Annotated in this window: 9 protein-coding genes; 5 read left to right on the forward strand and 4 right to left on the reverse strand. The window is 75.2% G+C overall.

Annotated elements, in window-relative coordinates:
- Positions 1-95: 95 nt before the first annotated feature.
- Both Q6347_RS14640 and Q6347_RS14645 read right to left on the reverse strand, forming a co-directional pair.
- A complete protein-coding gene (locus Q6347_RS14640) occupies positions 96-521 on the reverse strand; it encodes an Hsp20/alpha crystallin family protein (protein WP_171247642.1) in 426 nt (141 codons plus the stop codon).
- Between the two features lie 154 nt (positions 522-675).
- On the reverse strand, positions 676-2,565 hold the full coding sequence (locus tag Q6347_RS14645; RefSeq protein ID WP_304607737.1) for a hypothetical protein: 1,890 nt from the start codon (positions 2,563-2,565) through the stop codon (positions 676-678).
- Positions 2,566-2,724: 159 nt separating this feature from the next.
- Between Q6347_RS14645 and Q6347_RS14650 the strand changes: the two genes are divergently transcribed.
- From Q6347_RS14650 to Q6347_RS14660, 3 genes are read left to right on the forward strand one after another with little or no spacing between them, the layout of a single operon-like run.
- Entirely contained in the window at positions 2,725-3,873 is a 1,149-nt protein-coding gene (locus Q6347_RS14650; RefSeq protein WP_304603277.1) for a ferrochelatase, read from the forward strand.
- Between the two features lie 28 nt (positions 3,874-3,901).
- The gene (gene hemQ, locus Q6347_RS14655) at positions 3,902-4,672 is read left to right on the forward strand and encodes a hydrogen peroxide-dependent heme synthase (RefSeq protein ID WP_171247645.1); all 771 of its coding nucleotides are present in this window, start codon (positions 3,902-3,904) and stop codon (positions 4,670-4,672) included.
- Positions 4,673-4,726: 54 nt separating this feature from the next.
- A complete protein-coding gene (locus Q6347_RS14660) occupies positions 4,727-5,560 on the forward strand; it encodes a tryptophan-rich sensory protein (RefSeq protein WP_304603279.1) in 834 nt (277 codons plus the stop codon).
- Here the strand turns inward: Q6347_RS14660 and Q6347_RS14665 are convergent.
- Together Q6347_RS14665 and Q6347_RS14670 are read right to left on the reverse strand one after the other, a co-directional pair.
- Complete coding sequence (locus Q6347_RS14665) at positions 5,526-6,350, reverse strand: putative protein N(5)-glutamine methyltransferase (RefSeq protein ID WP_304607781.1); 825 nt, start codon at positions 6,348-6,350, stop codon at positions 5,526-5,528. The genes Q6347_RS14660 and Q6347_RS14665 overlap by 35 nt on opposite strands.
- A complete protein-coding gene (locus tag Q6347_RS14670) occupies positions 6,347-7,624 on the reverse strand; it encodes a Glu/Leu/Phe/Val dehydrogenase (protein WP_304603280.1) in 1,278 nt (425 codons plus the stop codon). Before Q6347_RS14670 ends, Q6347_RS14665 begins: the two co-directional genes overlap by 4 nt.
- Before the next feature lie 209 nt (positions 7,625-7,833).
- Between Q6347_RS14670 and Q6347_RS14675 the strand changes: the two genes are divergently transcribed.
- A complete protein-coding gene (locus Q6347_RS14675; RefSeq protein WP_304603281.1) occupies positions 7,834-11,460 on the forward strand; it encodes a proline dehydrogenase family protein in 3,627 nt (1,208 codons plus the stop codon).
- A gap of 135 nt (positions 11,461-11,595) precedes the next feature.
- Positions 11,596-12,417: a patatin-like phospholipase family protein gene (locus tag Q6347_RS14680; RefSeq protein WP_369810864.1), complete on the forward strand. Its 822-nt coding sequence runs from the start codon at positions 11,596-11,598 to the stop codon at positions 12,415-12,417.

The following is a 12,417-nucleotide window of genomic DNA, read 5'->3' on the forward strand; positions in this document are numbered from 1 at the left end:
GGGGGGGGGGGGGGGGGGGGGGGGGGGGGGGGGGGGGGGGGGGGGGGGGGCCCGCCCCCCCCCCCCCCCCCCCCGCCCGCGGCCTGGCGCGACGATCAGCCGCCGGCCTCGATGGTGTGGGGTTCGGAGCGGTGCGACACCTCGATGCGCCGCGGCTTGGCCTCCTCGGCGACCGGGATGGTCAGCGTCAGCACGCCGTCGGCGTAGGAGGCCGAGATGTGGTCGAGCGCCAGCCCGCGCCCGAGCGTGATCTGACGTGCCACGGTGCCGGCCGGGCGCTCGCGGAGCAGCCACTGGCCCTCGCCGGAGCGTCCGGTCCGCTCGGCCCGGACGGTCAGCGTGCGGTCCTCGACCGAGACGTCGATGCTGCCGGGGTCGATCCCGGGCAGGTCGGCGGCCAGGACGAAGTGGTCGTCCTCGCGGAACAGGTCCATCGGCATGGCCGAGACGTTCCGCGCCGTGAGGGGGAAGGAGCCGAAGAGCCGGTCCATCTCCTGGAACGGGTCCCAGTACGTAGCCATCGCGCATCACCTCCTCGGCGAGGCCGCACCCGCGACCTCGATCCGCGACGGGTGCGCCGGTCCGTCCGGCGTCACCTGGCTACACCCTCAGAATTAGCACTCTCGACCCGAGAGTGCCAGCGTCGGATGTTCGCCGTGAGCGAACGATCCGGGATCAGGGCGCGACGTCGTCGTGCAGCACGACCCGGGACAGCTCGACCCCGCCGCCGGGCAGCTGCCAGTAGTGCAGCCGGCGCGCCTGGGGTGAGCTGACCTGCAACGACAGGCGCATCGCCTGGGCACCGTCCGACTCGCGGACCCGGTACGGGTCGCTGCCGCCGTCCCCGCGTCGCAGGCGGTGCAGCTCGTAGCCCGCGACGTCGTGGGCCCGGCCGGTCAGCACCATGACGATCGCCCGGTGCACACGGTCCTCGAAGCCGCGCCCCGGTCCCGCGAGCGAGTCGCAGAACCGGGGACCGACGTCGTAGTCGGGCAACGGGTAGTCGACCTTCTCGTCGGGCCCGATCAGCTCGGCCCAGGCGCGGTAGACGTCGTGGCGGAGCTGGTCCTCCGGGTCCGTGAAGAGCCGGTCGGGTACCGCCGCGGTGGCCGGTTCCCCGGCACGTTGCTTGCGCGCGGACCGGATCCGCGCCTTGTACCGCTCGGCGTCGCGGTGCATCCGGTCGAGGTGGTCCCGCTGCTCGCGCGCCAGGTCGCGCAGGCCCGCGACCTCGACCTCGAGCGTCCTGACCGCGGCGCGCAGCTCGACGTTCTCCCGCTCGGCGAGGTGCGCCCGGGCACGGTACTCGTGCACGGACCGCTCGAGCTGCCGGACCAGGGCCTTGCGCTCGCCGGGCGAGGAGGCGTCCACCTCGGTGCTGTCGTCCGGGCAGGACGTCGAGGCGGCGGGCACCGGCGCGGAGGACCGCCCCGGTGGCGGCACGGCGCGGCGCGGGCCGGGGCCGGGCGTCGGGCGGGCAGCAGGGGGCGGCTCGGGGACCGTCGTCGGCTCCGGGCCGAGGTCCTCGTCCGGGGGCACGGTCGGCGCCGGGAGCCAGGGCGGTCCGCCGTCGAGCAGGCTGATCGCGGGCAGCACGCCGGCGGTGTCGTCGACGTCGTCGAGACGCAGCGCCGGCTGCCGGTGGCCGCCGGCAGGACCGGGTACGGGGCGGGGTGGCTGCATGCGGGCCGCGACCACCTCGCCCACGGTGAAGAGGTCGCGCAGGTCGTCGTCGCCCCGGCTGGCGTGCTCGCGGTGCACGCGCACGGCCACCGCCGGTGCGAGGGCGAGGGTGACCTCGTCGGCCTCCACGCGGTGCACCTGCGCCGGCACGACGGCGCCGGCCGGGTAGGCGGCCAGCACGCGCGAGGTCTGGGCGACGGGGTCGGGCAGCATGCCGCGCACGTCCAGACGCCGCGTCCCGGCGTCCAGCACGCCGTGCACCGCCATGCCCGGCGCCAGGAGGCGGTCGATCGGCACGACGGGCAGCGTCAGCTCCTGGGCCACCTGCGCCGTCGCGCCGTCGGCGGTCTGCACCAGGGCGCGCGTGCCGACGAGACCGAGCACCGTGCCGCTGGTCGCGGCGGGAGCGGTCGGCAGCAGGCTCACGGTGACGAGGCCGGCGCGCGTGGCCGCCGTCAGGGCGTCCTGCACGAGCCGGTCGTGCACCCGCGTGCCCTCGGCGGCGTCGTACGCGATCCACAGCGGCGAGCGGGCGACGTCGTGCACCCAGCCGACGCCCACCGGGTAGACCCGGGAGGCGCCGCCGTAGACCTGGGTGGCGTCCGGCATGCCGTGCGAGAAGGCCCACGACGGGTCGCCCGCGTGGATCACGACGACCTCGGCCAGGCCCTGGACGTCGTCGAGCACGCGGTCCGCGTCGACGAAGGGGCGGCCCCGGTCCTGCGGGGTGGAGACGACCACGACGGGCCAGGTGCGGTCGGGGTGCTGGAGGCGGGCGGCGAGCTCTTCCGCCTGCACGGTGGTGCGCACCTGGCCCACCGTGGCGGGGGGTCGCGCGGGTCCCGTCCGGCCCGGCGCGGAGGCGGTGCGGGTGCTCGTCACGGGGCCTCCTCGCTCACGGTCCGGACCGGGTCCGTCGAGAGTACCCGCGCACGTCCGGGTCGGCGCGGGGTCGAAGATGACGTCCTGTCCGTTCAATGTCACGGCGGGGCGGCGGCGAGCCGGTCCGGAGCACCCCTGGGCTCGGTGGATGATGGGACCATGTCGACGACCCCCCGGCCGACGGCCGATCCCACCCCGTACGACGCGCTGCTGCTGTTCTCCTTCGGCGGCCCGAACAAGCCGGAGGACGTCGTCCCGTTCCTCCGCAACGTCACCGCGGGCAAGGGGATCCCCGACTCCCGGCTGGAGGAGGTCGGCGAGCACTACTACGCGTTCGGCGGCAAGAGCCCGATCAACGACCAGAACCTCGCGCTCAAGGCCGCGATCGAGGCCGAGCTGGCCGCGCGCGGGATCGAGCTGCCGGTCGTCTGGGGCAACCGTAACTGGGAGCCGTACACCGACGACGCCGTCACCGAGCTCGAGGCGCTCGGTGCCGAGCGCGCGGTCGCGCTCGTCACCTCGGCCTACTCGAGCTACTCCGGCTGCCGGCAGTACCGCGAGGACCTGGCCGTGACGCTGCAGCAGCGCGGTCAGCTCGACGAGAACGGGTCGACGGGCGTCCAGTTCGACAAGATCCGGTCGTACTTCAACCACCCCGGCTTCGTGCAGGCCAACGTCGAGGCCGTCCTCGACGGCTACGCCGCGCTGGAGGAGAAGGGCGGCTCGCCCGCGGACGCGAAGCTCGTGTTCGTCACGCACTCCATCCCGGACACGATGGAGGCGGCGTCCCGCATCTCGCAGGCCACCTACTCCACCCAGCACCTGGACGTCGCCGCCGTCATCGCCGCCCGGGTCGCCGAGGCGCGCGGCCACGAGGTCTCGTGGGAGCTGGCCTACTGCTCGCGGTCCGGCCCGCCGACCCAGCCGTGGCTCGAGCCGGACGTCAACGACCTGCTGACCGAGCGTGCCGGCGAGGGCCTGCGTGACGTCGTCATGGCGCCGATCGGCTTCATCTCGGACCACATGGAGGTCGCCTACGACCTCGACACCGAGGCGATGGAGACCGCCACCGAGCTCGGGATGACGGCGGTGCGCGCCGGCACGGTGGGCACCCGGCCCGCCTTCGTGGCCGGGCTGGTGGACCTGCTGCTCGAGCGGGCGGCCAAGGCCCGCGGCGAGGACGTCGACGAGGCGACCGTCGGGACCCTGCCCCCGTTCCGGTCCGTCTGCGAGGTCGACTGCTGCCTGCGCCGCGACGGTGAGCCCAGCGGCGTCCCGGCGCTGTGCTCGCGCGACGTCAACCGCTGAGCGACCGAGCGATCCTGGAGGAGCATCCGTGAGCGACCAGCACATCCACGCCGACACGGGCGAGGCCGTCGACACCGCCGCGATCAACGAGTCCATCCGCTACGCGATGATCTCGGTGTTCTCGCTCGCGGGGCCGGTGCCGGCGGACGACGCCGAGCGCGCCGCGCTCGCCGCCGAGGCCGAGGACGCCCTGTGGGGCGGCGCTGCCGAGGCCGACCGTGACCCCTCCCGCGCCGACGGTGACGTCGTCGTGCGCGGCGTCTACGACGTCGCCGGGCTGCGTGCGGACGCGGACCTCATGGTCTGGGTGCACGGCCCCACGGTCGAGTCGGTCCAGGGCGCCTACCAGCGGCTGCGCGCCTCGCGCCTGGGTGCCGTGCTGACGCCGGTGTGGTCCGTGGTGGCCCTGCACCGGGCCGCGGAGTTCAACAAGGGCCACGTCCCGGCCTTCCTGGCCGGTGAGGCCCCGCGCGACTACCTGTGCGTGTACCCGTTCGTGCGGTCCTACGAGTGGTACCTGCTCCCGGAGGCCGAGCGCCGCACGATGCTGCGCGACCACGGCATCGCCGCCGCGGGGTACAAGGACGTGCGGGCCAACACGATGAGCACGTTCGCGCTGAGCGACTACGAGTGGCTGCTGCCGTTCGAGGCGGACGCCCTGGACCGCATCGTCGACCTGATGCGGGACCTGCGGGCCACCGAGGCGCGGCTCCACGTGCGCGAGGAGGTCCCGTTCTACACCGGGCCGCGGGTGCCGCTGGCCGCGTGGGTCGACCGGCAGCCCCGCACCCGGGCGTAGCGCCGGCAGGCCGGTCGAGATGCTCAGCATGCTGAGGTTTGGCATGCTGAGGGCATGACGACGCTTCAGGACACACCCCAGCGCCCCGCCACCGCCCGGGACCGCGTCCGGCAGGTCGTGGTCGCCGTCGGCGCGCTCCTCGCCATCCTCGGTGCCGCCGTCGGCTCCGGCGCGTTCGGCGGCCAGCCGATCCAGGAGGCGGCGGACGGTGCGCTGTCCGCCGACGCGACGGTCCTGGCGCCCGACACCCCGGCGTTCTCGATCTGGTCGGTGATCTACACCGGTCTGGTGCTGTTCGCCGTCGTGCAGGCGCTGCCCGGTCGCGCGGCCGACCCCCGTCTGCGGTCCGTGGCGTGGTGGATCCTCGTCTCCATGCTGCTCAACGCCGCCTGGATCGGCGTCGTGCAGGCCGGCTGGCTGTGGGCCAGCGTCGCCGTCATCGCCGGTCTCGTCGCCGTGCTGTCCCTGGTGCTCGTGCGTCTCGTGCGGACCCCCGCCCCCCGCGTGCTCGACGCCGTCGTCACCGACGTCACCGTCGGCCTCTACCTCGGCTGGGTCTCCGTGGCGACGCTGGCCAACACCGCCGCGGCCCTGAAGGCGGCGGACGTCGGCGAGCTGGGCCTGGGCGCCACCGGGTGGGGCGTCGCGCTCGTGGCGGTGGGCGCTGTGCTGGCGCTGGCGGTCGCCCGGTACGGCGCCGTCCGTCCGGCGGTGGTGGTCCCCGTCGGCCTCGCGATCGGCTGGGGTCTCGCCTGGATCGCCGTCGGGCGGACGACGGGGCCGCTGACCGACCAGACGGTGGCGGTCGCGGCCGGCGTCGCCGCCGCCGTGGCCGTGGTCGGCCCGGTCGTGGTCACCCTGGTCCGTCGTCGCCGCGCTCGCGCCTAGCGACCACCACGGTAGCGTCCCGGTCCTCGTCCCATACCCGCTCGGCCCTCAGCCCCGCGGCGACGACGGTCCCCCGCGCTGCCGGCCACTGCCGCGCCGCGATCTCGAACAGCAGCACTCCGCGCGGTGCGAGCCACCGCGGGGCCTGCCCCAGCACCCGGCGCAGCACGTCGAGGCCGTCGGCGCCGCCGTCGAGCGCCGTCGGTGGCTCGTGGTCCCGCGCCTCCGGCGGCATGGTGGCGAGGGCGGCGGTGGGCACGTACGGGGCGTGGCACAGGAGCAGGTCGACGCGGCCCCGCAGGCTGCGCGGGAGCGGGTCGAACAGGTCGCCGGTCGCCACGGCGGCGCCGAGCGGCTCGAGGTTGCGGCGGGCGTAGCCGACCGCCACGGGGTCGACGTCGACGGCGTGCAGCGCGGGGCGCGCACCGGCCGCGGTCAACCCCTCGAGCACGGCGCCGCCGAGCGCGCCGCAGCCGCAGCACAGGTCGACGACCGTCGGGTCCACCGACCCGGGCCGGCGGTCCAGCGCTGCCTCGACCAGCGCCTCGCTGCGACGGCGGGGCACGAAGACGCCTGGTCCCACCGTCCACGTCCTGCCGGCGAGCTCCACCTCGCCGAGCACGTGCTCCAGGGGCTCACCGGCGGTGCGGCGCGCCACGAGCTGCTCCAGCCGCGCCGACCCGGCGGGGGCGGCGCGCAGCAGCACCGCGGCCTCGTCCTCGGCGAAGACGCACCCGGCGTCCCGCAGCCGGTCGGCGAGCGCCGCCGTCGGGTCCCCCGCGGGTCTCAGGGGTAGAGCCCCCGGATCTCGTGCGCCTCGGCGGTGCGCCGCACGCCGATCACCGTCGCCGCGTCCCGCAGGGAGATGCCGTCGCGCCGGGCCAGGGCCGAGACGTCGCCGTAGGCCGAGGCCATGCGCCGCGCCAGCTTCTCGGCGATCTCGTGCGCCGACCACCAGTACGTCTGGTTCGCCTGCACCCACTCGAAGTAGGAGACGACGACACCGCCGGCGTTGGCGAGCACGTCCGGGACGACGGTCACCCCGCGCTCGGCGAGCACGGCGTCACCGGCCGTCGTGGTCGGCCCGTTCGCGCCCTCGACCACCCAGCGGGCACGCACCGTGCGCGCCGACTCGGCGGTCAGCACGCCCTCGACGGCGGCGGGCACGAGGACGTCCACGTCGAGGCCGATGAGCTCGGCGTTGGAGATCGCCTCGGCGTCGTCGAACCCGACGACGCTGCCGGTCTCGGTGACGTGCTCGGCCAGCCGGGCCACGTCCAGCCCGTCGTCGGCCCGCACCCCGCCGTACCGGTCGCTGACGGCGACCACCCGTGCCCCGCGCTCGGCGAAGATCTGCGCGGCGTTCCCGCCCACCTTGCCGAAGCCCTGGATCGCGACGCGCACGTCGTCCATCCGGGCCTCGGCCTCCTTGAGCGCGGCCGCCGTGACGTGCACGATGCCGGCGCTGGTCGCCGTGCCACGGCCCAGCGAACCGCCGATGGCCAGCGGCTTGCCGGTGACCACCGCCGGGATCGTGTACCCCCGGTTGACGGAGTAGGTGTCCATGACCCATGCCATGGTGCGTTCGTCGGTGCCCATGTCGGGGGCCATGATGTCCGTGTCGGGGCCGATCAGCGGCATGATCTCCGAGGTGTACCGGCGGGTGACACGCTCCAGCTCGCCGGGGGTGAAGTCGGCGGGGTCCATGCCCACGCCCCCCTTGGCACCTCCGAACGGCAGGTCGACGATGCCGCACTTCCACGTCATCCACATCGCCAGGGCGCGCACCTCGTCGATGTGCACGCTCGGGTGGAACCGCAGCCCGCCCTTGCCCGGCCCGCGCGAGACGTTGTGCTGGACCCGGTAGCCCTCCAGGAGCACCCGCGAGCCGTCGTCCCGGTGCAGCGGGACCGCGACCTGGATCTCGCGGCGCGGCGTGGCCAGCATCTGGTGCAGCCCGTCGTCGTAGTCCAGGTGCGCGACGGCGGTCGCGAGCTGGGACCGGGCCGTCGCCAGGGGCGATGCCTCGCCCACGGATTCCGGACGGGTCGACGTCGTCGTCACGCGGTTCCTCCTCGGAGGCGTCGGAGGGGCCTCCCGGCGGTGCCCCGGGATGGTCACCGGCCCGGGTCGTGGGCCGTCCCGGTACCGTACCCCGCAGGCCACGGGCGGTCCTGGTGACGGCCTGCGTGCTGTCGGGTTGTCGCAAAGTGCGCTCCGTGCGACCCGTTCTGTACAAGACGGGACGCTGTGATCGGGCGCACCCTGGTGCCATGAGCACCCATGCCACCGATCGCGGAACCGGCCACCCCGGCGCCCGCCCCGAGGCGACCGTGAGCCCGGCCGACCTGGTCGAGGACGCCGTCGCCCTCGCCCACACCTGGATCGACGCGGCCACGCGGACCGACGGTGTCGTCACCCGCGCGGACCGCCGCACGCGCGCGACCGCCGAGCGCCTCGGCGCCCTGGTCGCCAACCCCGCGGGCCTCGACCTCGCCGTCGGGTTCGTCGACGACGTCGCCCGGCCCCAGGACGTCCGGGTCGCCGCCAAGGCGCTCTCCCGCCTCGGTCGGGACGCCGGCGCCGCGTCGTTCCTGTCGCCCGTCGACCGCACCCTCTTCCGGGTCGGGGCCGCCGTCGCCCCCGTCCTGCCGTCCGTCGTCGTCCCGGCCGCCCGCGTGCGGCTGCGCCAGCTCGTGGGCCACCTCGTCGCCGACGCGGGCCGCGGGCTGGGCAAGCACCTCGCCCGGACCCGGTCCGAGGGCTACACCCTCAACGTCAACCTGCTCGGCGAGGCCGTGCTCGGCGACGAGGAGGCAGCGGCCCGGCTCGAGCGCACCGTCGCGCTCGTGCAGCGCCCCGACGTCGACTACGTGTCGGTCAAGGTCTCCTCCGTGGCCGCCCAGCTCGTCACCTGGGACCTCGACGGCTCGCGCGAGCGCGTGGTCGAGCACCTGCTGCCCCTGTACCGCGCGGCCCGCGACCACGGGGTCTTCATCAACCTCGACATGGAGGAGTACAAGGACCTCGCCCTGACCACGGCCGTGTTCCGGGACGTCCTGGACCACCCCGAGCTGCGTGGCCTGTCGGCCGGCATCGTGCTGCAGGCGTACCTCCCCGACGCCCTCGGGGCGCTGGACGAGCTCACCGCGTGGGCCCAGCAGCGGGTCGACGCCGGCGGCGCCCCGGTCAAGGTGCGTCTGGTCAAGGGCGCGAACCTCGCGATGGAGCACGTCGAGGCCGAGCTGCACGACTGGGCGCCGGCGACGTACGACACCAAGGCCGAGGTCGACGCCAACTACGTGCGCATCCTGGACGCGCACCTGACCCCGGAGCGGACCGCCGCCGTCCGCCTCGGCGTCGCCTCCCACAACCTGTTCCACGTCGCCCTGGCGATCCTCCTCGGCCGTGCGCGCGACGTCAGCGCCGGGCTCGACATCGAGATGCTGCAGGGGATGGCCCCGATCGAGGCGCGTCTGGTGCGGGCCGAGGTCGCCCGGGACGGCGGCCAGGTCGTGCTGTACACCCCCGCGGTGCGCGACGAGGACTTCGACGTGGCCATCTCCTACCTCGTGCGCCGCCTCGAGGAGAACGCCGCCGAGCAGAACTTCGTGCACGCGGCCTTCGCCCCGGCGTCCGACGAGCCCGGCGTGCGCGGCACCCCGATGGAGCGGCAGGAGATCGCGTTCCGCGCGTCGGTGACCGACGGGCTGCGTCCGGACCCGGACGCCGTCGTCCCGCGTCGCACCTCCCGCTTCGACACGCCCGCCACGCCGCCGCGCGGTCGTACCTCCGGTGCCGCGGACGGACCCGCCGGGTACGACGGCGACGCGGACGGTACGACCGCGGGGTCGGAGAACGGGCCGCGGACCCGGCCGCGGAGCGGGTCGCCCGACCGACCGGGATCGCCGACCGGTTTCCACAACGCCGTCGACACCGACCCTGCCGTGGCGGCGCACCGCGAGTGGGCCGCCCGCCTGGTCGGCCCCGACAGCGGTTTCGTGCCCGTGCGGACCCCCGAGACGACCGACACCGGCCGGATCGACGAGGCCGTCGCCCGCGCCGTCGAGGTCCGCGAGCAGTGGGCGGCCGTCCCGCCCGGCGGCCGCGCCCGCGTGCTGCGCGAGGCCGCCCGCCGGCTGGAGGCGCGGCGCGGAGACCTCGTGGCCGCCGCCGTGCACGAGGCCGGCAAGACCGTCGCCGAGACCGACCCCGAGGTCACCGAGGGCATCGACTTCGCCGCCTACTACGCGGCGGCCGCCGAGGCGCTCGACACCGTCGACGGCGCGGACTTCGCCCCGGACGGCGTCACGCTCGTCACGCCGCCGTGGAACTTCCCGGTGGCGATCCCCATCGGCGGCGTGCTGGCGGCGCTCGCGGCGGGGTCGACCGTGCTCGCCAAGCCGGCGCCCCCGACACCGCGCTGCTACGAGCTCGCCGTCGAGGCGGTCCAGGACGCCCTGGAGGCCCTCGCACCCGAGCTCGGGCTGCAGGCCGACGTCGCCCGCGACGCCGTGCAGTTCCTGCGGGTGCCCGACGGCGAGGCCGGCAAGCACCTGGTGACCCACCCCGACGTGTCCCGGGTGGTGCTGACGGGCGCGCTGGAGACGGCCCAGATGTTCGCCCGGTGGAACCCGGACCGTCCCGTGCTCGCGGAGACCTCGGGCAAGAACGCGCTGATCGTCACGCCCTCCGCCGACCTCGACCTCGCGGTGGCCGACGTCGTGCGCAGCGCGTTCGGCCACGCCGGCCAGAAGTGCTCGGCGTCGTCGCTGGTGATCCTCGTGGGGTCCGTCGGCGACGAGTCCACCGTGACGGGGGAGAGGTTCCGGCGACAGCTCGTCGACGCCGTGCGGTCGCTCGCCGTCGGACCCGCCACATCGCTGTCGACGGTGATGGGCCCGCTGACCGAGCCGGCCGCCGGCAAGCTGCACCGGGCGCTGACATCGCTGGAGCCCGGTGAGTCCTGGCTGGTCGAGCCCCGGCGGCTCGACGACGTCGCCGACGCCGCGGGGATCGACCCGGACCGGCTGTGGTCGCCCGGGCTGCGCGACGGCGTGGCCCCCGGGTCGTTCTTCCACCTCACCGAGGTCTTCGGCCCGGTGCTCGGCATCATGCGTGCCGCCACGCTCGAGGAGGCCGTCGAGCTGCAGAACGCCGTGTCGTTCGGCCTGACCGGCGGCATCCACTCCCTCGACTCCGACGAGATCGCGACGTGGCTGGACCGCGTCGAGGTCGGCAACGCCTACGTCAACCGGCACATCACCGGCGCGATCGTGCAGCGGCAGTCGTTCGGCGGCTGGAAGGGCTCCGTCGTGGGCCCGGGGGCCAAGGCGGGCGGTCCGAACTACGTCGCCCAGCTCGGCCGCTGGAGCGACGGCGCCGACGTGCCCTCGCGCGCGTCGGACCCGGAGGCCTGGCTCGCCTGGGCCGAGGCCTCCGACGCCGCCGCGTGGGACGCCGAGTTCGGGGTCGCGCACGACCCGACCGGTCTGTCGGTGGAGGAGAACAGCTTCCGCTACCGCCCGGTCCCCGAGGTCACGGTGCGCGTCGGTGACGGCGCCCTGCCGGTCGAGGTGCGTCGCGTGCTCGCCGGTGCCCGCCGGGCCGGGGTGCGGGCCGTCGTCGTCCCCGCGTCCGACGCGGGCTGGGGCGTGCCGCACGAGACCCCGGTCTCGCACGAGGACTTCGCCGCCGCCGTCGCCGAGGGCCGGGTCACCGGTCGGATCCGCGTCGTCGGTGAGGCGCCGGGGCTGCGTGCTGCCGCCGTCGAGCGCGTCGGCGAGGTCACCGTGCTCGACCAGCCGGTGCTCGCCGCCGGGCGGCGCGAGCTCCTGCCGTTCCTGCGCGAGCAGGCCGTCAGCCGGACGAAGCACCGGTACGGGCACCTGCGCGCCTGAGGCCCGCCCGGCCGGGAGATCGATCCGGCCACGGTCCCGTTCCCGGGCGCTGCGCGCCCTCCACGTCGGGGACGGACGACCGTGACCGGACCGATCTCCCGGCCGGTCCTCGTCCGCCGTGGCAGCATGGCGGACGTGACGACTGCGTTCGTGCTGGGCGGCGGAGGCGTCCGCGGTGCCGTGCAGGTCGGGATGCTGCAGGCGCTCTTCGAGGCGGACGTCCACCCGGACCTGATCGTGGGGACGTCCGTCGGGGCCATCAACGGCGCCGCGGTCGCCGCCGACCCGACCCTCGGGGTCGTCGACCGGCTGCTGCAGGCCTGGGCGTCGCCCACGGCCGCCTCGGTCTACGCCGAGCCCTGGTACCGCCAGGTCCGGCACCTGGCCCGCTCCCGGGTCCACGTGTACGACCCGGCCAAGCTTCGCGCGCTCATCGAGGAGGCCGTGGGGGAGCGCCGGACGTTCGCCGACCTGGAGGTGCCCCTCGTCGTCGCCGCGGCCAGCATCGAACGGGCGTCGGAGCACTGGTTCGACACCGGCCCGCTGGTCGAGGCCGTGCTGGCCTCGGCCTCGGTGCCCGGGGCGATGCCGCCCACCGTCATCGACGGGGAGCACTTCGTCGACGGCGGCCTGGTCAACTCGATCCCTCTCGGCGAGGCCGTGCGCCGGGGGGCCACCACCGTGTACGTGCTCCAGGTCGGGCGCATCGAGGAGCCGTTGTCGGCCCCGCGCAGCCCGTCCGACGTGGCGAAGGTCGCCTTCGAGATCTCGCGCCGGCACCGGTTCCACCGCGAGCTCGCCGACGTCCCCGCGGACGTCACCGTGCACGTCCTGCCCTCCGGCGGCTCGCTGCCCGGTGACGAGAAGGTCCGGGCGTACAAGCGGCTCGACGCGACCCGTCACCGGATCGAGCGCTCCTACGAGCGGACCCGGACCTACCTCGCGGAACAGGTCTGA

This window comes from Isoptericola sp. b408 (assembly GCF_030588085.1).
GTDB lineage: Bacteria > Actinomycetota > Actinomycetes > Actinomycetales > Cellulomonadaceae > Isoptericola > Isoptericola sediminis.